Here is a 24261-nt window from a genome sequence, read left to right as displayed (position 1 = left end):
AACTCCGTTAGCAACAAACGATGAAGGGGAACAGACGTGGCGGCTGGACTCAGGCCACGCGATCGAAATACGAATGGGCCAGGGGCGGCGTCTGCACCATGCCCCTGCGGATCAAGGCAGACAGGTCCTCCACCATCCAGGCAAAGCCTTGCTGGCCCTTCTCGGCCGTGGCCAGGCTGGGCGTCCCGGTGACGCCATTGAGGCTGGTGCGGTTGACCGGGTGGGCAAAGACCTGGCCCTCGGTGCGGTCCGGGTCATCGGCCTCGTGCAGGCGATCGGGGCGCACCATCTCGGGCGCCACGGCCAGCATCAGCGAGGTCTCGGCGTCGTTGGCATGCCAGTCCTCGGCATCGGCAAAGTGGAACTGGCGCACACGCTCGCTGATCTGAGGCGAATTGATCACCGCCACCATCAGGTCGTCGTGTTCGGCGCGCAGCATCTCCAGGGCGCAACGCAGCGGCGCGGCATTGGTCACATGCGTGTTGATGATGAACAGCCGCCGCACGCCGCTGTGATACGCCCCATCACCGATCTGCTTGACCAACTCGATCAGGGTGATGGGTTGCACGGCGATGGTGCCTGGCCAGCGCCGGCTGTGCCCCAGTGAACAGCCGTAAGGCAAGGTGGGCAACATGGGCACGCCCGTGCGCTCGGCCACGGCCTTGCACAGCACATCGGCAATCACGGCGTCCATGCCGCAACCCATGTGTGGGCCATGCTGCTCGGTGGCGCCCACGGGCAGGATGGCCGCATCCGATGCGGCTGTGAGCTGGTCGGGCAGTTCGGCCCAGGTCAGTTGAGACCATTGCATGGTGCGCCCCTCACTCGACGTTGTCGGCCACGTCCGTGAGGCGGATCACCTTGGGCGTGATGGCCTCCTCGTCGTGCTCAGGTTGTTCGGCAGGCGGGTGGATCAAGGCCTCCAGCCTGGCCTTGGTGGCCCGGAACTCGGGGCTGGTGATCTGCATGGCCGAACGGGGCCGTGGCACGGGCACCTCGATCAACTCCTGCACCTCACCCGGGTGCGCTTTGAGCACCAGGATGCGGTCGGCCAGAAAGATGGCCTCGTCCAGATCGTGGGTGATGAACAAGATCGTGATGTCGATGTTCTTCCAGATCTCCAGCAGGTGGCTTTGCATCCTGGCGCGGGTCTGGGCGTCCAGCGCACCAAAGGGCTCGTCCATCAACAGGATGCGCGGCTGGTTGGCCAGGGCGCGGGCAATGGCCACACGCTGCTTCATGCCTCCAGACAATTGATGCGGGTAGTGGTCGGCGAACTTGCTCAGGCCCACCAGCTCCAGCCACTGGCGCGCTTGCGACTCGGCCTCATTGCGGCCGGCGTCGTTGACCTCCAGGCCGAACATCACGTTCTTCTTGACGGTGAGCCAGGGGAACAGCGTGTAGCCCTGGAACACCATGCCCCGATCGCGCCCGGGGCCGTTCACCGGCTTGCCATCCAGCAGCACCTCGCCGGCATTGTGGGACTCCAGCCCGGCCAGAATGCGGATCAGGGTGGACTTGCCGCAACCCGAAGGCCCGATCACACAGACGAACTCACGCCTGTGCGTCTTGAAGTTGATGTCCTGCAAGGCGGAGACGGGCCCCTGGTGGGATTCATAGGTCTTGCCCAAGCCCTTGACTTCCAGGATCACTTCGCGCTGCTTGAGCTTGTCAAAGCGGGCCTTGACGGCATCGCTCTGGTCCAGATAGGAGATGTTCATGTCAGACATGGCCTTTCCTCGCGTTATCCCAGGGGAAGAGGTGCCGCCCGGCCCAGGCCAGAAGCAGGTCGATGCCCAGGCCGATGATCCCGATCATCGCGATGGCGGCGTACACGTTCTCGAAGTGCTGGTAGCGCGCCTGTTGCGTGATGAAGAAGGTGATGCCCGAGCTGGTGCCGATCAGCTCGGCCACAATCAGGTAGGTCCAGGCCCAGCCCAGCAACACGCGCTGGTCGCGGTAAAGGTCGGGCAGGATGCCGGGCACCACCACACGCGAGATCAGGCGCCAGCGCCGGGTGCCCAGCGTCATCGCGGCTTCTAGCAAGGCGTAGTCCAGCTTGCGTGTGGTGTTGGAGATCACCAGCACTTGCTGGAAGAAGGTGCCGATCACGATGATGGCGATCTTGGGACCATCGTGGATGCCCAGAATGGCCACGGCCAGGGCCCCGAAGGCCGGCGCCGGCAGGTAGCGGAAGAACTCGATGAAGGGCTCGTTGAGCCGGGCAATGCTGCTGTAGGTGCCGCACACGATGCCCAGCGGCACACCGATCAGCGACGAGAGCACAAAGCCCCAGAAGATGATCTTCATGCTGTGCCACAGGCTCTCGTGCAGCCAGGGTGCATCCTTCTGCTCGGGTGCGGTGGTGAAGGCGCTGTAGAAGGCCTTGAGCACCTCATGAGGGGCCGGCAGATAGACCGGGTTGGCCGGCTCGCCTGCGGGCAGGCCCTTGCCGGCCTCCTGCATGTTGTGCAACTCATCGCGGAACACCTCTTTGTCTACACGCATGCCGACCTGGAAGTAGTCGACGTCACCTGGCTGCGTGACGAGCACCTGGGGGTGCCACAAAAACGGCAGGTAACTCACTGCGCACCAGAGCAACAAGGGCAAGACAAAGGCCCCGATGCCCAGCACCAGCTTGCGGCGCGGCGACAAGGCTGCGCGCACGGCGAACCATCCGGTCTGACTCATGAGAGGTGTACCGCTTTGAGTAAAGAAAGGAAGACAGCGACGAAGCAACGTGCCTTACTTGACGGCCGCGTTCGTCAGGCTGGGATCGATATAGCTGTCGATCTTTTGCGCTTCCTTGTAGACCGCGTTCTTGACGTTGAAGTCATCGGCGATCCTGGATGAGCCATACAGGGACTTGAAGCCATCGGCCTTGACCATCACCTTCTTGCCTTCACTCAAGGACAGCAGCTTGGTGCCCTTGAGGAAGTGCATGTAGGCATCAGCTGGCACGCCCACGCGAGCAGCCATGATCTTCACGGCATCGGGCTGGGTCTTGGGGTCTTCGATGTAGCTGACCACCTTGTCCCAGACCAGCACGACCTTTTGCCATTCGGCCTTGTGCGCGGCCAGGCTGGCAGGGCTCACGGTCAGGACGTCGTAGATCAGGCCGGGTTCGTCGGCCGAGGTCAGCAGCGGCTTGGAGCCGGGCGCGCCCTTGATGGCCTGCCCTGCGATGGGCTGCCATGCGCCCACGGCGGCCACGTCACCAGAGGCCAGCACCTGAGGCATCTCGTTGGTCTTGGCGTTGACCAGGGTGACGTCAGACTCCTTGAGCCCCGCCTTCTTCAGGCCGTTGAGCAGCAGCAGGTGCTCGACCAGGCCGACTTCAACGGCCACCTTCTTGCCCTTGAGGTCCTTGAGCGATTTGATGCCAGGCTTGCCGACGATCATGTCATTGCCGTTGGAGTAATCGGTCAGCAGGATCATCACGCCCTTGCCGCCACCGGCGCCGGTCACCAGGGTGTCGCCATTGGTCATGGTCACGGCATCGATCTTGCCGGCCGAGAAGGCGTCCATGGAGGCGGAGTAGTCAAACCACTCAAACTTCACGTCCACACCGGCTTGCTTGAACCAGCCTTTGTCGATGGCGACCTGCCAGGCCACCCAGCCCGGCCAGTCGCTGTAGCCGATTTTCAGGGGCTGTGCGGCCCAGCTTGCTTGTGTACCCACCAGGGTGGCAGCCAAGGTCAATGCCTTGAAGCCACCCATCAAACGCTTTACTGCTGTCGTTGAGATCATGATCTGGCCCATTCACGGTTATTACGGGTTGAACATCTGGTAATACCGAATGGGATAGAGCAGCAAGCGTGCCAGGGTGAATTCGCGGTGTTGGTGCGTGTTGGGTGGGCTTTCGTTGTGGTGGTGGCTTATGGGTGTGCGGGCGTGCTCAAAGGCTGTGCATGGCGGAGGATGTCTGGCAGGGAATGGTGCGTGACTGCTTGAGCTGCTTGCTGGGGGAGCGCGAGGTGGGGGCTGAGCCGGCAGTTGGCTGGGCTTCATGTTGACGGTCCTGCCTGCGGCAGGACTGCCCTGCGCTGCCCGCGCCAAGGTGGCGCTGGCGAACTCCCTGCGCGCCCTGACGGCCGCTCCGGTCGAACAACGCCAGCAAGTCAGATCACGAAGCGCACTGCGTGCGCCCACCTCGCCACTGCGCTGCTCGGCGTCACCAAGGCGCCCCGCCAACTGCCGGCTCAGCCCTTGTCCACCTCGCTTGTGGCATGCACAGGTCCTAGATTCTGGTGGAAGGCAGGAGCCTGGCTTCTATGCGACAACATCATTGCCATTGCCATTGCCATTGCGTTGCTACCACTGCGACCGTGCCTTGTTCGCGCTTCACTGCACGGCGAGGCACCCACAATCGTGGCGGCACTCAAGCGGGGCGATTCAAGGCTGAGGTGGCATGCGGCCGGGCGCCTTGGTGGCGCCGAGCAGCGCAGTGGCGAGGTGGGCGCACGCAGTGCGCTTCGTGATCTGACTCGCTGGCGTTGTTCGAGCGTAAGGGCTGCAGGCCCTGCAGCGAGTTCGCCAGCGCCACCTTGGCGCGAGCAGCACAGGGGAGTCCTGCTTGCAAAGCAGGACCGCCAACATGAAGCCCGGACGCATGCCACCTCAGCCGCGCCCCGCGCGCGCCGAAAAAACGCCCCCCCCAAGCACACACAAAAAAAGAGCCCCTCACGAGGCCCTCACATCACTTCATCTTGCAAGTCGAAATGCCAAACGGCAGGTAAGCCGGACACCAGCCCGACAGGCCCGTGGCAATGGGCACCAGCCCGATCCACCCCCAGACCCCAACCGTACCCGTCGCCGCCAGGGCCACCAGCACCACACCCACCGTGATACGTGCGGCCCGATCCAGACCACCAACATTCGCTTTCATGCTTCTCTCCTGTTGAACAAACAAAATTCAAGCCGTCAGCGCAGCCCAGGCATCCTGCGCGCTCAAGAAGTGCCTGCCTGCAAAACGGGTGTCCACGCGTGCCGCCTTCAGGCGATCCATGATGTGCCCCTTGATTTCGGCCAGGTAAAGCTGCTTGCCCTGATCGGCCAAGGCCTCATCCAAGGCCATCAGCGCTTGCGCAGCCGTATGGTCGATGTGATTGACCGCCGACAGCAACAAGACCACATGGTGCGCTGTGCCATGGGCGTGAACCAGCTCGCAGAACTTGAGCTCGACACGCTGGATGTTCGTGAAATCCAGGCTCTCGTCCACCCGCACGAACACCGTGTCGGGCAAGGTCTCGACCTCGTAGCGGGCCACATTGCGGAAGTGCGCGGTGCCCGGCAAACGCCCCACCACGGCCACGTGCGGCTGGCTGTGCCGCCAGACCATCGCGCCCATGGACCAGGCCATGCCCAGCCCCAGGCCGGCTTCAAACCCGATGAACAGCACGCCCAGCGCGGTACTGAGAAACGCCCAGCCTTCGGTACGCTCATAACGCCAGGCGGCCTTGAGCGAGCCCAGCTCCACCAGGCTGGCAATCGCATAGATGATGACCGCGGCCAAAGCCGCCTTGGGCAGCCAGGCCAGCCAGGGCATGAGCACCGGCAGGGACGCCCCCAACAGCAAGGCCGTGATCACGCCAGACAGCGGGCTGCGCGCGCCCGCCGCCTCGTTGACGACCGAGCGGGACAGCCCGCCCGACACCGGCATCCCGCCCAACACCGTGCTGCCCAGATTGGCCAGCCCCAAGCCCAACAGTTCGCGGTCGGCGTCGATGCGCTCGCCGTGCTTGAGTGCAAAGGTCTGCGCCACAGACACGCTGCTCACGAAACCCACCATGGCCAGCAGGACGGTGGGCACAAACAGATCACGCAGATCAGCCAGACGCAGCGCTTGCCACCACGGGCCCGAAACAGCCACCAAGGGATCGCCCAATGACACCTGCCCGACCAGTGCCGCGTGCAGGCCTTCATGGGCGTTCAAGGCCTTGGCCAACCAGGCCGCGGCGAGCAGCACCCACACCGGCCACAGCTTGAGCAGCACCGCTGATGTTGTCGGTGCGAGCCTCAACAGCCGGGCCAGGCCGTGCACGATGGGCTGCCCCAAAGCCAGCATCGCCAGCGCCGCACCACCCACGATGGCGTCTGCCGCCAAACCGGTGGGGGCATGACTCAACTGAGCCCAGGCGGCCTGAACCATGTCCGGCAAGGTGTAGCCCAGCGAGGGCCAACCCAACAGGGGGGCCAGTTGCCCCAACAAGATCAACAGGGCCGACGCCACGGTGAAGCCCTGCACCACCGGGCGGCTGAGCAACTGCGACAAAAAACCCATGCGCAGCAAGCCCATCAACAACATCAACAGGCCAGACGCCAGCGCCAGGCCGGCCGCCATGGCGGCATAGCGTGGCGCATTACCCTGCGCCAAGGGCACCAAGGCCTGGGCCACCATCAGCGACGTGATCGCACCGGGGCCCACCGACAGCGAAGCGCTGCTGCCAAACAAGGCATAAGCCAGCAAAGGCAGCAGGCTGGCCAGCAAACCGGCCTGCGCAGGCAAACCGGCCAAAGTGGCGTAAGCCAGGCTTTGAGGCACCAGCATCACGGCCACCACCACACCGGCGGTCAGGTCGCCATGCAGCCACGGCCGTCGCCACTGACGCATCCAGGGCGCGGGCCAGCTCCAGGGCACGTCGGTGCCGGGCAAGAGGCGCCTGGGTTGCGTCATGTGTCAGCCTGCCCGGCCCACCTGGCAGCCGCAGGCCTGGAACAAGGCGTTGGCACGCCCACCCGAGCGGCAGAATGCCACGATGGGGTGCGGCAAGTCCGCGCACAGTTGGTGATACGCGGCCACCTGCGCCTCGCTGATCATGAGGTTGGGAATCGGGAAGTACACATAGCCCAAACCCGCCGCCTTGGCCGCAGCCTCGATCTGCGCGCTGCTTGGCTGATCAGGGCCACCCTCGCCGTCTGGCCGGTTGTTGATGATGCTGCGGTAGCCCTGCTTCGCCAAAACCGCCACATCGGCCACGTTGATCTGGCCGCAGACGGCGAACTCGGGGCAAACGGGATTCACAGGCACGCTCAAGCTCATGGGTCTCCAATCGAATCATCAACAAGGTCAACAAGATTTGTCTGGCATGGCCGAGCCGCATACCCTGCTGTGGAGCACCTCCATGATGGCCCGGGCGTCTTCGCTGACAAGCCTGTAATAGATGTGCTTGCCTTCGCGGCGCGTGTCGACCAGGCCCTCCTGACGCAACACCCCGAGCTGCTGAGACAGGCTCGGCTGGCGGATACCCAGGTCGCTTTCCAACTCGCTCACGCAGAACTCGCCCTGGGCCAGGCGACACAGAAGGACCAGCCGGTCCGCATGGGCCAGCACTTTCAACAGCGCGCATGCCTGCTCGGCGGAGGCCTGCAGGGCATTCAGGTCGATGTCCTTCACTTGCATGATGGACATTATGTTGACAAATATATTGTCTGTCAATAAAGTGAAAGCATCCTTCGCCGAGTCCTCACGGACGTTGACAGACGCCCTTCAAGAAAGCCCAACATGGCCGATCAAGTTGTCCAAGTGTCCCTGACCCAACAGCAGGACTATCAATTCAAGGTCGCCTTCGACGACGGCGTTCCACCGCTGTTGGCAGACGAGCCCGCGCCGCTCGGCCAGGGGCAAGGCCCCTCCCCCGTGCAGCTGCTTGCTGCGGCGGTGGGCAACTGCCTGTCTGACTCGCTGCTGTTTGCACTGCGCAAGTTCAAGCAGCAACCCGAGCCGCTGAGCTGCCAGGTCAGCGCCGAAGTCGGGCGCAACAGCGAAGGCCGCGTGCGGGTGTTGGCCATGACGGCCGAGCTCCATTTGGGCGTGCCGGCCGATCAACTGCAGCATCTCGATCGCGTGCTGACCCAGTTCGAGTCCTTCTGCACCGTCACGCAAAGCGTGGGGCAAGGCATCCCCATCACTGTTCATGTGCGTGATGTCAATGGCCTCGTGCTCAAGTAAGTTCAGGCGGATTGCCCTGTAGGATCAAGGGGCTGTCCATCGCCCGCTCACGCGCACATGACCTCTGCCCTGCCCCCAGCCTTGCCAAAGGCCCTTCCCGTTGACGACGCCTTGCGCGAGGTGCTGCACAACGAGGTCCATGCGCGCCCGCCGGCCCGCATCCGCCTGCCGGCCCTGGTGGTCTACGTCGCGGTGCTCAACGAAGGTGTGAGCCGCGAGCAGGAATGGCAACACCTGCGCCTGCTGCCTGGCCAGCAAGACCTGCCCCAGGACCAGTTGGCGGGCAACTTCCTGCGGCTGCGCTTTGCCAACCACACGCTCAAATGGGAGCGCCACACCGAGTTCACGCGTTACTCGATCGTGCAGGCGCTGCCCTCGCATGTGCTGGAAACGGGTGACGAGGCCGAGTTGATGCGCTCGCTTGTGGTGGACACGGCCTGGCTGGCCAGCATCCCCGGGCGCACGGTGGCCGCCATCACGATGGCCATGGTGCATGGCGATGTCGATGACCCGGCCGCCATGCGCGCCCTGGCCGCCCCCTGGTTTGAAGGCCGCGAGACCGTGGCGTCACTGCTGGGCATCCGTCGCTCCTGCGCCATGACGGACTTCCGCCTGCGTGACAGCGGCTTTGAGCGCCTGCTGGTGATCTCGCCACCCAACACATCCGAGTTGCGTGCGGGCCGTACCTCGCAGCGCCTGCTGGAGCTGGAAACCTATCGGCTGATGGCGCTGCGTGGCCTGCCCATTGCCAAGGACATCAGCGCCATGCTGACCGAATCGGAGCTGCAGCTGGCCGAGATCACGGCCCACATGGAAAGCACCGAGACATCAGACCAGGAGTTGCTGACCCAACTGATCGGCCTGGCCGCACGCGTCGAGCGCGCCACCGCCCGCCACATGTACCGCTTCTCGGCCACCAGCGCCTACCATGGCCTGGTCGAGCAGCGCATCGAGCAACTGCGCGAGACCGCCATCCCCGGCACGCAGATGGTCGGTGAGTTCCTGCTCAAGCGCCTGTCGCCGGCCATGGCCACCGTGCAGGCCACCGCGCAAAGGCTCTCATCCCTGTCACAGCGGATCGAGCGTGCCAGCGCCTTGCTGCGCACCCGCGTGGACATCGCCACCGAATCGCAAAACCAGATGCTGCTGGAAAAGCTCACCCGCGGCCAGGAGCTGCAGCTTCGCCTGCAAAGTACCGTGGAAGGCCTGTCGATCGCGGCGATCTCGTACTACGTGATCAGCCTGGTTCTGTATGGCGGCAAAGCTGCCAAGGCCGCGGGCGCGCCCATCAACCCCGAAATGCTGGCTGGCGCCTTGATCCCGGTGGTGCTCGCAGGCATCTGGTGGGCCACACGCCAGATCCACAAGAAGCTGCACGCGGACGGGCACTGAGCCCGCGCCACCTCTTTGGCCCACACGCGTCAATCCCAGCGCCAGGACCAGATGAAGTCGACCGCGTTGTCGTCACCGGCCTGCGCCCGCACCGTGACGCGCTGAGCCAGGCGGTAGATCAGCTGCCAGTTGCCGCTGGTGGCATTCAGGTTGCGCTCGTAACCCACATACCAGTACTTCGACACCTGCTTGCCCAGGTTGACCACGGTGTCACGCACGGCGCCGGCACTTTCTGACTGGCGCACCGTCAGCTCATCCAGGCCCAGCATGGCCACCAGGTTGTCCGAAGGTGAACTGCCTTCGCCAGACAGCAGTGCCACGGCCGCACTTTGCAGCAAGCCGATGTCCGCGCCCCCCAGGCCCGTGGGGGCACGCCCCAACACCAGCCAGGACAGTTTTTCGGTCTCCGACATGGCCGGGTCCGAGTACAGGCGCACGCGCGGGTCCTGCGCCGTGCCGGTGATGTTGACACCCACCTTCACGTCACTGGCCGACGCAGCAGGCGACTGAGGCCGCATGGCCAGGATGTCCAGCCGCGGGTTCTCGACCGGGCCCGTGAACGCGATGTCACCCTTTTCGATCACCAGCTTTTGCCCATAGGCGGCAAAGGTGCCGTTCTCCACATGCACGGTGCCGTTAACCGCCGGGCGATTGCCCGGTGTGCTCACCCGCAGCTTGCCCGCCAGGAAGGCATCCAGCCCCTTGCCCTTGAGCCGCAGCTTGTGCCCCAGGTCCACGCTCACATTCGCGTTGAGCTTGCGCTTGGGGGCCGTGGTGGCGCTGCTGGCTTCCGCCTGCTCTTCGGGATCCTGCCCCGGGCGGTTGAGCACGTTCACGTCGTCACCCACCGTGGGCGCATCCGAGCGCGTGATGTCGATCAGCCCTTCATCCACTTGCAGCCGCCCGTCCACATCGATGTTCTCGGCCCCCAACGCGGCCTGCACATCCCCGCTGACCATCACCCGGCGGTCCACACGTTGCAGCAAGGCAAAGCGATCGGCCTTGAGCGACAAACGGGCCTTCGGCTCCGCGCCCAGAGTCGCATCGCCCTCGACACTGACGCGCCCGCCTTGAGCGCCGGCCTGCGCCACCAACTGGGTCAGGCGGATGTGCTCGCCCTCCAGGTCCATCTGCAACTGGCCATCAGTGAAGTTGACGCCCAGCAGCGCCTGCCCCAGCCCCAGGTTCTGCCCCCTGACCTGCCCGCGGTACTGCGGCGCACCCAGGGTGCCACCCACCTCGGCCTTGGCCTGCATCTGCCCCGTCAGGCGCCAGCCCGCCGGCACCCAGGTACCCCAGGGCCGCAGGTTGGCGATCTGCAAATCGAGTTCACCCGACAGAGGGTCGCTGCCCGAGGGCAGGTCTGTCGGGTTGTGCGCATGAACCACCTGCCGCCCTTTGAGCACGCCCAGCACCCGGCCATCGAACTGCTGGCTCAAAGCCCAGACGCCATCGCGCGCCTGCAGCACCACACGGGCCTCGCGGATGCCCAGGCGCTGTGCGCTGCTGCCTTGAATGGTCGGCTCGCTCAAAGACAGGTCACCCGACTGCCGGGCCACAGACGCATCCACCACCCAGGGTTGACGCAGGCTGTGCTTCAAGGTGATGCCGCCGCTCAGCATGAGATCGCCACCCCAGCCGGCCTGCGGTTGCCACGAGGCCAGCAAGGCCGGCAGGTTCAAGGGGTCCAGATCCAGCGCCAGATTGAGCTCGCCCAGCGCATCCCCCGCATCAGGCGAGGCCTGCCAGTTCAGGCCGCGCAGGTGCATGCCGGCACCCAGCATGTTCAAGGCCGTCGCGCCCACCTGCAGGGATCGGCCTGGAGGGCCCTCCCGCCAACTGATGGCAACGGGTTGCACCGCCAGGAGGTCACGAGGCTTGGTGCCACCCAGGCTCAACGACAGCCCGTTGAGCTGCCCTTGCCAGGTGGCCGCCTTCGACTGCCAGCCACCTTGCGCGGCCCCGGCCACATGGAAGACCATGGTCTTGCCGCCCTGGCCGGGCTTGTGGGTCAGGTCTGCCGACAACGTGGACTGGTGCTGCCGCAGCGTCCCCGCGATCTGCCACTGGGCCTGGTCCAGCAGGACATGGGCCGTCTGCCATTGCGACACCTCCAGTTGCAGCCGCAAGGGTGCGTCATCCGACAGACCCTCGATCACCCAACTGGCTTGTGCAGAGGCCAGCCCCATGGGCACGCCGTCCGTGCTCACCCATTGCAGGCGGTTGACCTTGAGTTGCCCATCGGTGCTCAAAGCCGGCCAGACACCTCGGCCCTTGAACTCACCATCGATGACACCCGACACCTGCCGCGCCCCCAGCAAAGGCGCCAAGGGCTGCAAGCTGCCGATCGAGGGCGCATGCACCGCGCCCTGCCAGCGTGCACCTTCGCTCCATTTGGGCCGCCCTTTGGGATCAAAGTGCCAGGGCACGTCCGCCGTCGCATTGAGGGTATTGCCCCCGGCGTTCACGTCCAGCACCAGGGCCATCAACGAGCGGTCCAGCGGGGAGTGCCACTGAACCTGCCCGGACAGCGGCACGCCAGCCAGCCAGCTGGGCGCCATGTGCAGGTCCAACTGGCCTCGCCAGTTCGCATCCAGGGCCACATCCACCTGGCCGGTCAGCTGGTTGCGGCCATCCATGCCGCTGGGCCAGGGCAGCCACACTTTCGGGTCGAAGGCCTCCACCTTGAGGCGCCCCTTGACCGACCACGCAGGCTGCGGCGCCGAGGCACCCCACTTGAGCAAGGCATCGCTCAGATCAGCCTGCGCCCCCTGGGCCTGGAGCTTGAGCGACGCCACATCGAACTGCCCCGGGCCATAGCGGCCATCAAGGTTGAGCGACACCGGCACATCCACCTTGACCGATGCGCGCCGGGCGCCACTTGCCGCAGCGGCGAAGCTGGGGCCATACGAGCCCTTCACATCGGCCAGAACAGCCGCACGCAGATGGGCCCAGGTGCCCGCATCGTCGGGGGCTGGTTTGGCTGCCTTCGCTGCCTGCCCCGTTTGCCCCGTTTGCCCGGTTGGCCCGGTTGGCCCCTGGCGCGCCCAATCAGGCTTGAGCTGCAGGCTGCCCTGCAATTGCAAAGGTGGTGCCTGGCGGTGCAGCGCCTGCGGCTCCAGCGATGACCAGGTGGCCTTCAGCACACGTGCACCGCCCCACCCGCCTTGCAGGCTCACATGGCCATCGGCATGCCCCGGCAGCGATGGCAACACAGCCACCAGATCCAGCTCTCCCTGACGCCCGGCCTGCGCGAGATCCTTGGCTGCCCGCACCCCGGGCAGCGAGATGCGACCGCGCACCTGCTTGAGTGGCACGCGACCATCGTCCCAGGCTCCCGCACCTTCATTACGGACATCCAGACGCGCCTGCAAATCATGAGCGGCCTGCGGGGCCAGGGTGACCTGCCCCTGCAAACGGGTCTCGGGCAAACTGGAGACCAGATCAGCCAGGTTCAAACCGGCCACGGCCGCCTGCAGGCGCGGCAAAGGCCAGGCGGCAAAAGGCGTCACATCGGCATCAAACTGGAGCTTCTGGGCTGCCGCAGGCGGCGATGCCTGCCAGGCCAGTTGCCCCTTCAACAGCAAAGCCGCCAGAGGGCCCTTCGCCTGGAGCGCGATGCGGCCGCCGCCCTCACCTTGTCCCTTGTTGGCTTGCGCCGGCTGTGCTTGTTGCGCCAGCAGCCTGGCATCCAGTGGCAGTTGCTTGCCTACAGCCAGGCTGGCATCACCCTGGACGTGCCACCCCAGCCAGCTCACATGGGCCAGCTTGACCTGGTGCACCACCCGGCCGCCCACCTGATGCTGCGCCGCCACCACCGCATCCACATCCTGAAGCGGCTCCAGCCACAACTTGCTTTCGGCGCTGGCCACCGTCACTCGGCGCGCCTGGATGGACAGCGGCAGGCTCAGGTCCGTCGGGGCCGTCAAGGGCGTGCTGACCGGGTTGGGCACCCAGTTCAAGTTCAGCCGGCGCGCCGTCAGAGAGGCCACATCCAGCCCGATGTGCCATGCGGCGTGGTTGTCCCAGCTCAGGCGCAGGTCCTGCCAGGCGACCGCGGTCAGGCTGAGCTGCCCACCGCGTGGCAAAGCGATGTCAACCCGTGCCGCTTTGAAGTCACCCAGCAAAGCACCCTCCGGTGCCACCACCTTGATACCCGGCAACAGGGGCAATACCCGGGCCGTGAACACCTCGTTGTGCGCCAGGGCCCACACTGCCCCGACGAGCAGCGCCACAGCGGCCATCAAGGCCAGCACGGTGCGCATGAGCTTGCCGGCCACGCTCACAGGCTGATCCCCACGCTGAAATGCATCCGCCAGCGCTGCACCTCGTTGCCATAGGCCAGGTCCAGGCGCAAAGGCCCTACAGGGCTGCGCCAGCGCACGCCCACGCCATAACCCACCTTGGGCTGCAGGTCGCCAAACCGGTCAGCCGCGTCACCCGCATCCAGGAACACCGCGCCCCACAGGCTGGGCATCTTGCTGGACAAGGGGTGAGCCAGCTCGATGCTGCCCGTCGACATGGCCCGGCCACCGACCACCACGCCATCGCGCGTCACACCCAGTGAGCGGTAGGCATAACCGCGCACGGAATCATCCCCACCGGCGCGAAACAGCAAGGTGTCGGGCACGCTGACCTCATCCCGCGCATACACCTGGCCGATCTCACCGCGCGCTGTGGCATACCAGTGCGCCCACAAGGGCCTGTACCAGGTCACGCGGGCGTACGTGCGCCCGAAGTAACCCTCGTCATCCAGGGCCGAGTAGGTGCGGCCACCGGTGAGCTGCCCCAGTGCCGTGTAGCCCTTGGTTGGCAGGATCTGGCTGTCCACATCGCGATAAACCCATTGCGAGGTGCCGCTCACGGCCGAGGCGTTGGACACCACCACTTTCGCGGCCGACCGCACCTCGGCGCGCTGGAACTCCAGGTAGTCCGTGCGCTCCAGGCGCTCGCCCTCTCGCAATTGGCCCACGCGCAGATACTGGCTGGTGGTGACGGTGTCTTCGCTGTCAACCAGGTAGGAGCCCTGCACGGAAATCAGGCCGCGACGATTACCGGGCCAGGGGTGCGAGGTCAGATCCAGCTGCCCAGTGGACTCATTGCGGCCCAGTTGCACCTTGGTCTTGCTTTGCCAGTCCAGCCCGAAGATGTTGCGATGCAGGTGTTCGCCCGACACGCGCGGCCCGGTGTTGCTGCTGATGCCGATACCGGTGGAGGCGGTCTGCAAGGGCTGCTCGTGCACCTGCACCACAACCGGGGTGGACGTGGCTTGCGTTGGGTCCAGATCGGTGGTGACAAACACCGTGTCGAACATATTGAGCTTCTGGATGCGCTCCTGCAAGTCCAGCAGCTTTTTCTCGCTGTAGGACTCACCCTTGTGGAAAGGAGCCAGGTTCACGATGGCCGATGCCGGCTGGCGATTGAGCCCTTCCACGCGGATGTCACCGAAGGCGAAGCCGGGGCCAGAGTCGGCCACCAGAAACAGTTTGGCTGTCTGCGTTTCAGCATCCACCGTCACGGAGGTACCGCTCCACGTCGCAGTGGGGTAGCCATCGGCGCGCATGCGCGCCAGCGCCGCGTTCTTGGCGGCAGACCAGTCCGCCTGGCGAAACACCTGCCCCTGCGGCAAGCCCCAACCGCGCTCCAGCTTGTCGAGCAAAGCCTGCGCGAGCGGGTCGCTATTGGACAGGCGGGCATCCAGATCGCCTTCAAACACGAACTGCACCTTGCTGATCACGGTCTGTGGACCGGGCTCCACATGGATGCTCACCACCACCGGCTTGCTGGGTTGATCGGGCAGGTCATCACTCACCCGCGTGGTGATCTGCGCATTGAAGTAGCCCTCGGCTTCCAGCAACCCTCTGGCCTGCTCGGGGGCAGACACCACCAGCCGGCGCAGCTCGCTGCGGCGTATGCCCAGGCTCTGGTCCTTGCTGGACTCCTCCTGGAAGCGCGCCAGATCCAGATAGGTGCGCAGCAGCTTGTCCAGCGGCGCGGGCGCCTCGATCACCAGTTGCCAGACGACGGGCTTGCCCCGCTCGGCTCGCACGGTGTCTGCCGGCGACACGGACGAAGCCGTCGAGGAGGGCAAGGCCGCCGCAGGTGCGACCGCGGTCGCGTCGCCGTCTCCGACATCGGGCGCGGGATCTTGCTGCGCCCAGGCCGGGGCGAGCGCTGCCACAAGCCAGGCCGCGGCCAGCACCCACAGGGGCAAGCGCGACGACCTGCGCAGCGTGCCCTCCCAGATGCCTTTCAGCCCGGATACCGTCATCAATTTATTTGCTGAGCAATCTCATGGCCGCCTCCAGACCTTGCAAGGTCATGGGGAACATGCGCCCGCCCATCAGCTGCTGCATGATCGACACGCTTTGCCGATAGTTCCACACCCCTTGCGGCTCGGGGTTGATCCACACGAAGTTGGGGAAGGCGTGCGTCAGGCGGCTGATCCACTCGGCGCCCGGCTCTTCGTTGTTGTACTCCACGCTACCGCCGGCCTGCAGGATCTCGTAGGGGCTCATGGTGGCGTCGCCCACGAAGATCAGCTTGTAGTCCTTGTTGTACTTGCGGATGATGTCGAACGTCGGGATCTTCTCCGTGTAGCGACGATGGTTGTTGCGCCACATGAAGTCGTACACGCAGTTGTGGAAGTAGTAGAACTCCAGGTGCTTGAACTCGGTCTTGGCTGCCGAGAACAACTCCTCCACGCGGTGGATGTGGTCGTCCATCGTGCCGCCCACGTCCATCAGCAAGAGCACCTTCACCGTGTTGTGGCGCTCGGGAATCATCTTGATGTCCAGCATGCCGGCATTGGCCGCCGTGGCATGGATGGTGTGATCCAGGTCCAGCTCTTCGGCCGCCCCCTGGCGTGCAAATTTCCGTAAACGCCGCAGGGCTACCTTGATATTTCGGGTGCCAAGCTCCACTGTATCGTCATAGTCCTTGAATTCGCGCTTGTCCCAGACCTTGACGGCGCTGCGGTTACGGGACTTCTCCTGGCCGACGCGGTAGCCCTCGGGGTTGTACCCGTTGGCACCAAAGGGCGAGGTGCCACCGGTGCCGATCCATTTGTTGCCGCCTTCGTGCCGCTCTTTCTGCTCTTCCATCAACTGCTTGAAGCGGTCCATGAGCTTGTCCCACCCCATGGCTTCGATCTTGGCTTTCTCTTCCGGACTGAGTTCGCGCTCGAAATGCTTGCGCAACCATTCGAGAGGAATGTCACGAGTCAGGTCAATGGACTCCGTTACCCCCCTGAAATAGGCGGAAAACGCCCGGTCAAATTTATCGAAATGCGCTTCATTCTTCACCAACGTCATCTTGGCTAGGTGATAGAACTCATCCAACGACGGCCCGATCACGTCATTCTTGATAGCCTCAAGCAAGCTGAGGTACTCCGGAATGGTGACCGGCAGCCGGGCGGAGCGCAAAGCGAAGAAGAAGTCGATGAGCATAGAAGCGGTCCTGCGAATCAAACTGTATTTTGGCCCCGGATAGCCGAAAACGTGTTGACGCGTCCTGTTTCCTTGCAGGTCTTTTGAGGTTTTACCTGTTGCATCACTGAAGTCGCCACATGGAAGCTCGCCATTTGTTGCTGGCCTTTATCCTGCTGACTCACTGTCTGACGACGGTGATGTGGTGGGTGGCTGGCTCGTGGTTGGGGCTTTCACGCAAGGCGGCACGCCACTGGCTGCTCGCCAGTGTGGCCAACGGGCTGGCCCTGGCCCTGCCGGTGCTGCCGGAAGTCGGCACGGCCGATCAGCGCATTGCCCTGGCCGGCTCGCTGGTGGTGCTGGGTGCCGTGTCGCTGCGCCGCGGCCTGCAGTTCTTCCTGAAGATCCGCCTGACCGATGTTGCGCACACCATCCTGGTCGTTGGCGTGACCCTGTTCAACCTGGTCGTGTGCCTGCGCGAAGGCTGGCATGCCACGGGCGTGATCGTCAGCAGCCTGGCCATGACCTGGGCGCTGGGGCGCACGGCGCGCGAGACCTTTACCCCGCTGCGCACGGAGTTCAACGCCGTGACCGCCTGGATGCACGCAGGCATGCTGAGCATCGCGGTGATCGTGTTCGGGCTCGTTGCCCTCACCTACACAGCGCCCGGTGTGCACTGGCCCTGGATGAGATGGTCTACCGAGGCGGCCCAGTTCGCCATGGTGTTCTCCAGCGTGGCCATGTCGATCCTGGCGAGCTTCGTGCTGGGCTACATCGTCGTGATGCGCCTGGTGCGCCGGCTGGAGCACCTGTCTCACCACGACGCGCTGACCGGGCTGCTCAACCGCCGTGCCATCGAGTACCTGCTGGACCGCGAAGACCAGCGCCTGCAGCGCTTCGGCGACCCCTACACCGTGCTGCTGGTGGACATCGACCACTTCAAGCGCATCAACGACCGCCTGGGCCATGCCGCAGGCGACGCCGTGCTGTGCGCGGTCTCACGCACCTTGCAGGCGCAGGCCCGCGAGGTGGACCGCGTGGCGCGTTATGGCGGCGAAGAGTTCTGCATCCTGCTGCCTCACACGCTGCACGATGGTGCGATGCAAGCGGCCGAGCGCCTGCGCGAGGCGGTGTGCCTGATCAACATCCCCTGGGGTGACGAGCACATCTCGGTGAGCATCAGCACGGGCCTGGCCTGCGCGGGCGAGCCCGGCGAAACGCTGCAAGCCCTGCTCAAACGCGCAGACGAAGCGCTCTACCAGGCCAAGGCCGAGGGGCGCAACCGCGTGGTGATGGCCGCCGACCGGCCCATGCACAGCCGGCAGGCCTGATCGGCGAGCCAGGCTGTCGCTTCAGCGGTTGTTGCGGGCCATGTAGACCAGCTTCTCGAACAGGCTGAGATCCTGCTCGTTCTTGAGCAAGGCGCCCACCAGCGGCGGCACGCTGACTTTTTCATCCTTGCTTTGCAGCGCCTCGACCGGGATGTCCTCGGCCACCAGCAGCTTGAGCCAGTCGATCAGCTCGGAGGTGCTGGGCTTCTTCTTCAGGCCAGGCAGGTTGCGCACCTCGTAGAAATGGCGCATGGCCGCCGTCAGCAAGTCCTGCTTGATGTGCGGGAAGTGCACTTCCACGATCTGCTTCATCACGGCCGCATCCGGGAAGCGGATGTAGTGGAAGAAGCAGCGGCGCAAGAAGGCATCGGGCAGGTCCTTCTCGTTGTTGGAGGTGATGATCACCAGTGGGCGGTGCCGGGCCTTGACGAGCTGGCGCGTCTCGTAGACGTGCAGCAGGGGCATGCCCAGGGCTTCCGACACCTGCTCGGCCAGCATCGTCTTGCCCGTACCCGGTTCGCCTTTGACAAGCAAGGGGCGCTGTAGCTTCAAAGCCGCATTCACGGCCAGTTTCAGGTCGTCTGTGGCGACATATTGATCGGTACCTTGGAATTTCATGCGCTGACTCAACCGGGTTGTTACTGTGTTCGAGTATAGGCTGGACCCTAATAATGGGGTGCAGTCTCGTGTTTTTCCACCTGCCGGTTATTTTCCCCTGCCTGACACATGAAAACACAGTCAAATATCTTCAAAAACCTCGGTCTGTTGACATTGGCGGGCCTCATCGCCTCGGGCGCCATGGCGCAGGACAGCAAGCCCGGTGACACCGCCGCCGCCAAGTCCAAGATCGCCATGTGCATCGGGTGCCACGGCATCATCGGCTACCAGGCCAGCTTCCCGGAGGTGCACAAGGTGCCCATGATCTCCGGGCAGAGCGCCAAGTACATCGCCGCAGCCCTGACGGCCTACCGCAAGGGCGAGCGCAAGCACCCGACCATGAAGGGCGTCGCCGCCCCGCTGTCGGACCAGGACATCGCCGATATCTCCGTGTTCTACGAGGCCAGCGGCAAGGACATGCCTCAGCGCCCCGGCAAAGGCGGCTCACCCAGCCCCGAGGTTCAGGCACTGCTGACCAAGGGCAACTGCGCGGCCTGCCACGGTGAGGGCCTGAACAAGCCCATCGACCCGAGCTACCCCAAGCTGGCAGGCCAGCATGCTGACTACCTGTATGTGGCGCTCAAGGCTTATCAGACCTCGGACAACCCGCAGATTGGCCGCGCCAACCCGATCATGGGCGCACAGGCCAAGATGTTCACCTTGCCTGAATTGAAGATGCTGGCCAATTACATTGGCGGCCTGCCCTCCGACCTGAAGACGGTGCCTCAGCCCAAGTTCAAGCAGTAAGAGTAAGCGCAAGGCCACCGCGCAGATCAGCCCGCTTTACCAAGCGGGCTTTTTCATGCGTGGGGCCTTTTCGTGGTCCAGCGTGATCAGGCGTGGTCGACCAGCAAGTTGCCTTGCTGAAGCAGCTTGGCAATGATCTGCAGGTTCGATGCCCCCGCATCCAGCCCCAGATCCGACAGCAGGTGGCCGCCCTCGATCACGATGTGCTGCGAAGCCGTTCCCGCGCTGGCATCACCGGGGACAAAGTCGCCGGTGGGCGCCACCTTGATGACGGTGTTGCCGCCCGAGGTGTCGAACTGCAGGTAGTGATCCAGGTTGCCCGTGCCGCCGGTGGTGTTCTCACCTTGCAGCAAGTCGCGCAGGTCCAGCACGTCACCGCCAGCTGATGGTGCGTGCGCGTCAAAATCCTTGAGGGTGTCTACAGCACGATCGGCCTCGGCACCAGAAGCGCCACGGTCGCTGAAGTGCCAGGCAAACACGTCGGAGCCACTGCCACCGAACATGGTGTCATGGCCCTGTCCGCCCACGATCAGGTCATCGCCGGCATCGCCATGCAACTCGTCGTTGCCGGCATTACCAAACAGCTGGTCATTGCCACCGTCACCAATCAGGATGTCATCGCCCGAGCGGCCCATCAACCAATCGGCCGTCGTGTGGCCAGTCAGGGACTCGCCCAGGCTCGTGCCTGCGATCACGTGGGTGTGGTTAAACTGGATGCCCAGGGTCGAGGTGGATGTCTGCCCCTGGTCGTTGATCAGGCTGAAACCAATGGTCTCGTTGGCCACGCCATCGGCCAGCATGGCCGGTGCGGCATAGCTGTATTCACCCGTGCTCATGTCGATCGAGAACTGGCCGCCCAGATTGGTGTGCACAGTCAACACGCCAGTCTGGAACGCATGCTCGGTGCCATCCACCACGATGCTGGACACATGCAGGAAGGGGCTACCGGGTTGCCCCAGCGCACCACCGACCGAGAGGCTGCCCTGCACGAAGTCGTTGGTCGTGCCGCTGAGCACCTGGTCGAGCTGCGCAAAGTCGGACACCACCACACCATCGGTGTCGGCCGCGGCCTGGCCATCGAATGCAATCCCGTCAAGGAAGGTCTTGCTGACGTCGCCACCCATGCCGATCGCATAGCTCTTGATCTGGTGGCTGTCCACGAAGCGCAACCAATCCAGTTGCGCCTCTGCCGAGAGCTTGCCGTCACCCAAGTTGGTGCCGACGTGAGGCTCGGTGGGGACGCCATCAGACAGGAAGTAGGCCACGTTCTGGGCGTTGTCCAGCTTGCCTTCAACCGTCTCGAAAGCCGCCTTCGCTTCCGACAGGGCCCGGTTGTAATAAGTGGCGCCGTCGCCGGATTGCTCCAGGGCGCTCAACAAGGCCTTGGCATCAGGCACGCTGAGCCAGCCCGTGCCCTGCTCGCTGGCGTTGGTCGAGAAGGTCACGAGGCGCACGGCCACATCGCCGATCTGGTCGTAGCGGTCCAGCAGGTTGTTGATCGCCTCAATGGCCGCTTGCATGCGCGTCAGCCCATGGATGCCACTGTCGGTGTTCATGCTGCCCGAGGTGTCCAGCACGATCATCAGATTGGTGTCGGTGGCCGACACATGGTCATGGATGGCGTCCACCGGAGGCAGATCGTTGTCGATCAGGGCGGTCTTGTTGGATGTAGGCACGTTCAGGCCATTGGCCGTGTCGCCCGCCACAACCGTGGCAACCAGCTTGACGTACTCGATGCTCTCGACTTCCTTGTCGTCCACGGTGGCGACACGAACATGGAGCAAGGTGTCACCAGGGGAGAACGTCAGCAAGCCTGAGGACGGCACGGGCACCCAACTGCCATCGGCCGTCTCGTATTCGAGTTGCGTCCCGGTATCCAGGCCGATGCGCGCGCCGTCAGCCTCAGGCACGCCGCTGGCATCCGTGAGATTGGCCAGAGCCAGCTTGACTGTGACCGACTCGCTGGAGGCGTGCGTCAGCACGACGTTGAAGCCAACCGGGCTGCCTTCCACGGCTGGTTCGCCGTTGAGCACGAGCATGTAGGGCTTGGTGTCGGCATCCACGATGACGCCGGTGCCGGTGTTGGCCGGCATCACCGTATCGTGCGGCGTCGTGACGGATAACTGCAGCGCCTCGAGGCCTTCCACCTGGCCATCGGTCTTGGTGTACACGTGAACGACGATGTCGGTCTCGGGTCCCGTGAAGGCGGGCAAGGGGAAGGTGATGTTGCCATCCGCGTCGATCTGGGCGGGCAAAGGCTCACCATTGCCGACCGACACCTTGATCTCGGGGGCTGTATCGGTGCCCGGGGTGGCGGGATGCTCACCCAGGCCTGACAGCTTGAGCGTCAGGGTGGTCACCGTGGTGCTGCTGTTGGAAACCTGAACGTGGAAAGCCAGCTCACCGCCTTCTGTCGTCTGGGCGTCGCTCACGATAACCACGTGCGGGCGGTCATCGTCTGGCACGACGTCAGTGGGCACGCTGCCTGTGCCGTCGTCGTGGATGGTGGCCAAGCCGGTGTCCTTGGCAAGCGCTGCATTCGTGGGCGCGCTCAGCTTGACAGTGAACTGCTCCGAGCCTTCGTAGACCGCGTCGTTCTTCACCGGCACCGTCACCGACTTGCTCGTCTCGCCGGGGTTGAAGGTCACGCTGCCGCTGGTGGGCGTGAAATCACCATTGGAGGATGCGCTGCCTTCCTGCGTGGTGTACTGGATCGTCACCGGACTGGAGGAAGGCTTGTCCAGTGTGATCGTGAAGACGGCAGACCCTGCGCCTTCGTTGACATCCACGTTGTTGATGCTGGCTTGCGGCGCCACTTCAGGAGCCGCCTGGGGCGAGGCCAGCAGGCGTTGATCGGCAGATGATCCCAAGGGCGCGTTGGCCTGCCCAGGCCCCGTCCCGAAATCGAAGGCCTGTTGCCCCACTGACTCGGACACGCGGTCCACGCGCAAGCCTGGCTGCATGCCGCCTTCGGCACCACCGGTCAGGCCTGCAGCAGGCGCCTGGTCGGGGTCCTGCCCCTCAATGCCCGCAATCGCCTTGTTGACCGTCTCAGGTGCCGCGATGGCCTTGACCAGCACAGAAGCGCCCTTGGCCGGCGAGATTTCGACGATACCGTCTTCATCGGTGAGGATGCGCTCACCACCCTTGACCTTGTCGCCCACCTGCACGGGCTTGAGCGAACCATTGGGCAAACGGACAAAGGCATTACCCCAGACGGCAGTGACCGTCCCGGCGGACATCGCAAGAATTGGCATGAGGCACCCGATACAGCGGACTACAACCCTGTGAGTTTAGGGCCTGCCCGGATGCGCTTAAAGCCGCACGCATCCCCTGTGTGGATGGACTACGTCACACATCGCACACATGATCCGTGATGAAAGTCACACTTGACAGCGCCCCGATCAACGCGTTGCGTGCATCAGGATGCGATCAATATAGGCCTCGCCATCAAATGGCTTGCCCGAGCGCTGGGCTTCCCAGACCATCTCGCCCAGGGCTTCCATGGCGACGTGGTGGGCTTCGTGCAGGGAGTTCAGGCGGTGGGCCAGGCGCTCGATGGCAAGCTTGACGCCGCGCGGCTGGTCGATGCTGACCTGCTCGGTGATGGACAGGTGCATGGACAGGTGCAGGAAGGGGTTGGTGCGCCCCTCCTCCACCGTGTACTGGCGGGTTATGGCCGCCTCGACGTCAGCCAGGTCCTGATGGTATTCAGGGTGCTCGGCGATCCAGTCGGCCGCCTGCGCCTCAAGCGGCGTCAGGGGCTGACCGGCCTGGTGTTTGGACCAGGCCTCGCAAAAGAAGCGGCGAACCTGCTCCTGGCTGGGCGCGAACATGAGCGATCAGACGCCCAGCAGTTCGACTTCGAACATCAGCGTGGCGTTGGGCGGGATCACGCCGCCGGCGCCGCGGGCACCGTAGCCCAGCGCAGGCGGGATCACCAGCGTGCGGCTGCCGCCGATCTTCATGCCCTGCACGCCTTCGTCCCAGCCGCGGATCACGTGGCCGGCACCCAGGGGGAACTCGAAGGGGTCATTGCGGTCCTTGCTGGAGTCGAACTTGGCGCCCTTGACGCCGCCTTCGTACAACCAGCCGGTGTAGTGCACGGTCACATAAGCGCCGGCCTTGGCGACCTCGCCAGAGCCCTCAACGGTATCTTCGTATTGCAGGCCGGAGGCGGTGGTGATGACGGGCATGGCAGGTCCTTTCGACTGTCCTGATTGGAAAAGAGCGCCGAGTCTACCTGCTTGGCGACCCTGTGTGTTTCATGGCGTGAACGAGGACCAGATTCCCGAGCGGGCAAAATGCGCACTGTGCTGCCCCGCCCTCGCCATGAAGCCCTCCATCTACTTTGTCGACGTTGACCGCCCTGACACCTGGACCCGTTACCGCAATGGCCTGTGCGACACCTGCGTGGCCAACTGCTGCACCATGCCGGTCGAGGTCAAGCTGCCGGATCTGGTGCGGCTGCAACTGGTCGACCCCTTCGAGGCGGAGCATGAGGCGCCCAAGCAGATTGCCAAACGCCTGAGCAAGGCAGGCCTGATCGAGCACTTCAACTTCAAGTACAGCATCTTCACCCTCGCCCGGCGCGCCAATGGCGACTGCCACTTTCTGGACGCCGTCACCCGGCGCTGCAAGGTGTACGAGCAACGGCCCAACACCTGCCGCAGTCACCCCCAGGTCGGGCCCAGGCCAGGTCACTGCCCGTATGGGGCCAAAGGCAAGGGCGTCTGAGCCGGTCGTTCGCCCGCTA

At 64.4% G+C, this 24261-nt stretch carries 20 protein-coding genes; 5 read left to right on the top strand and 15 right to left on the bottom strand.

The features are described from left to right. Positions 1 to 49: 49 nt before the first annotated feature. The 8 genes from HY019_RS18260 to HY019_RS18225 all read right to left on the bottom strand — a co-directional run bounded on the left by HY019_RS18260 (position 50) and on the right by HY019_RS18225 (position 7402). Complete coding sequence (locus tag HY019_RS18260) at positions 50 to 811, bottom strand: creatininase family protein (protein WP_290694904.1); 762 nt, start codon at positions 809 to 811, stop codon at positions 50 to 52. A gap of 10 nt (positions 812 to 821) precedes the next feature. Continuing rightward, positions 822 to 1730, bottom strand: coding sequence for an ABC transporter ATP-binding protein (locus HY019_RS18255; RefSeq protein WP_290694902.1), 909 nt, complete (start codon positions 1728 to 1730; stop codon positions 822 to 824). Further along, entirely contained in the window at positions 1723 to 2691 is a 969-nt protein-coding gene (locus tag HY019_RS18250; protein WP_290694900.1) for an ABC transporter permease, read from the bottom strand. The genes HY019_RS18255 and HY019_RS18250 overlap by 8 nt, the downstream gene beginning before the upstream one ends. 54 nt (positions 2692 to 2745) lie before the next feature. After that, positions 2746 to 3696, bottom strand: coding sequence for an ABC transporter substrate-binding protein (locus HY019_RS18245; protein WP_290694898.1), 951 nt, complete (start codon positions 3694 to 3696; stop codon positions 2746 to 2748). Positions 3697 to 4699: 1003 nt separating this feature from the next. Beyond that, the gene (locus tag HY019_RS18240) at positions 4700 to 4888 is read right to left on the bottom strand and encodes a DUF2892 domain-containing protein (protein ID WP_290694895.1); all 189 of its coding nucleotides are present in this window, start codon (positions 4886 to 4888) and stop codon (positions 4700 to 4702) included. A 27-nt stretch (positions 4889 to 4915) separates the two neighbouring features. Next, positions 4916 to 6676 carry a sulfate permease gene (sulP, locus tag HY019_RS18235; protein WP_290694893.1) on the bottom strand — a complete coding sequence of 587 codons (1761 nt, stop codon included), beginning with the start codon at positions 6674 to 6676 and terminating at the stop codon, positions 4916 to 4918. A 3-nt stretch (positions 6677 to 6679) separates the two neighbouring features. Then, entirely contained in the window at positions 6680 to 7030 is a 351-nt protein-coding gene (locus HY019_RS18230; protein ID WP_290694891.1) for a TIGR01244 family sulfur transferase, read from the bottom strand. Positions 7031 to 7069: 39 nt separating this feature from the next. Next, positions 7070 to 7402 (bottom strand): metalloregulator ArsR/SmtB family transcription factor, encoded by a 333-nt coding sequence (locus HY019_RS18225; protein ID WP_290694889.1) that lies wholly within the window; start codon positions 7400 to 7402, stop codon positions 7070 to 7072. 102 nt (positions 7403 to 7504) lie between these two features. On the opposite strand from HY019_RS18225, the gene HY019_RS18220 reads away from it, so the two are divergent. Both HY019_RS18220 and HY019_RS18215 read left to right on the top strand, forming a co-directional pair. After that, complete coding sequence (locus tag HY019_RS18220; protein WP_290694887.1) at positions 7505 to 7951, top strand: OsmC family protein; 447 nt, start codon at positions 7505 to 7507, stop codon at positions 7949 to 7951. Between the two features lie 57 nt (positions 7952 to 8008). Beyond that, positions 8009 to 9343, top strand: coding sequence for a DUF3422 domain-containing protein (locus HY019_RS18215; protein ID WP_290694885.1), 1335 nt, complete (start codon positions 8009 to 8011; stop codon positions 9341 to 9343). Between the two features lie 29 nt (positions 9344 to 9372). Here the strand turns inward: HY019_RS18215 and HY019_RS18210 are convergent, their stop codons facing one another. Genes HY019_RS18210 through HY019_RS18200 form a run of 3 tightly spaced genes read right to left on the bottom strand, consistent with a single transcriptional unit; the run spans position 9373 to position 16791 of the window. Then, the gene (locus HY019_RS18210) at positions 9373 to 13629 is read right to left on the bottom strand and encodes a translocation/assembly module TamB domain-containing protein (protein WP_290694883.1); all 4257 of its coding nucleotides are present in this window, start codon (positions 13627 to 13629) and stop codon (positions 9373 to 9375) included. After that, positions 13626 to 15614 (bottom strand): BamA/TamA family outer membrane protein, encoded by a 1989-nt coding sequence (locus HY019_RS18205; RefSeq protein WP_290694881.1) that lies wholly within the window; start codon positions 15612 to 15614, stop codon positions 13626 to 13628. Before HY019_RS18205 ends, HY019_RS18210 begins: the two co-directional genes overlap by 4 nt. 4 nt (positions 15615 to 15618) lie before the next feature. After that, positions 15619 to 16791 (bottom strand): VWA domain-containing protein, encoded by a 1173-nt coding sequence (locus tag HY019_RS18200; protein WP_290694879.1) that lies wholly within the window; start codon positions 16789 to 16791, stop codon positions 15619 to 15621. Positions 16792 to 16910: 119 nt separating this feature from the next. On the opposite strand from HY019_RS18200, the gene HY019_RS18195 reads away from it, so the two are divergent. Further along, entirely contained in the window at positions 16911 to 18101 is a 1191-nt protein-coding gene (locus HY019_RS18195) for a GGDEF domain-containing protein (RefSeq protein ID WP_290694877.1), read from the top strand. Positions 18102 to 18122: 21 nt separating this feature from the next. Here HY019_RS18195 and HY019_RS18190 read toward each other — a convergent pair whose 3' ends face one another. Then, positions 18123 to 18719, bottom strand: coding sequence for a MoxR family ATPase (locus HY019_RS18190; RefSeq protein WP_290694875.1), 597 nt, complete (start codon positions 18717 to 18719; stop codon positions 18123 to 18125). Between the two features lie 180 nt (positions 18720 to 18899). Here HY019_RS18190 and HY019_RS18185 point away from each other — a divergent pair, with 180 nt between their 5' ends. Then, a complete protein-coding gene (locus HY019_RS18185; RefSeq protein WP_290695077.1) occupies positions 18900 to 19505 on the top strand; it encodes a c-type cytochrome in 606 nt (201 codons plus the stop codon). 86 nt (positions 19506 to 19591) lie between these two features. Here the strand turns inward: HY019_RS18185 and HY019_RS18180 are convergent, their stop codons facing one another. The 3 genes from HY019_RS18180 to HY019_RS18170 all read right to left on the bottom strand — a co-directional run bounded on the left by HY019_RS18180 (position 19592) and on the right by HY019_RS18170 (position 23701). Further along, on the bottom strand, positions 19592 to 22762 hold the full coding sequence (locus HY019_RS18180) for a Calx-beta domain-containing protein (protein WP_290694873.1): 3171 nt from the start codon (positions 22760 to 22762) through the stop codon (positions 19592 to 19594). A 147-nt stretch (positions 22763 to 22909) separates the two neighbouring features. Then, entirely contained in the window at positions 22910 to 23341 is a 432-nt protein-coding gene (locus HY019_RS18175) for a DUF1841 family protein (protein WP_290694871.1), read from the bottom strand. Between the two features lie 6 nt (positions 23342 to 23347). Further along, the gene (locus HY019_RS18170; RefSeq protein ID WP_290694869.1) at positions 23348 to 23701 is read right to left on the bottom strand and encodes an FKBP-type peptidyl-prolyl cis-trans isomerase; all 354 of its coding nucleotides are present in this window, start codon (positions 23699 to 23701) and stop codon (positions 23348 to 23350) included. A 136-nt stretch (positions 23702 to 23837) separates the two neighbouring features. On the opposite strand from HY019_RS18170, the gene HY019_RS18165 reads away from it, so the two are divergent. Beyond that, positions 23838 to 24242 carry a YkgJ family cysteine cluster protein gene (locus HY019_RS18165; protein WP_290694867.1) on the top strand — a complete coding sequence of 135 codons (405 nt, stop codon included), beginning with the start codon at positions 23838 to 23840 and terminating at the stop codon, positions 24240 to 24242. Positions 24243 to 24261: the final 19 nt, after the last annotated feature.

The sequence above is a fragment of the Aquabacterium sp. genome (assembly GCF_016195855.1).
GTDB lineage: Bacteria > Pseudomonadota > Gammaproteobacteria > Burkholderiales > Burkholderiaceae_C > Aquabacterium.
Note: the sequence above shows the minus strand (reverse complement) of the source record. Positions and strands in the feature narration are given on the sequence as shown.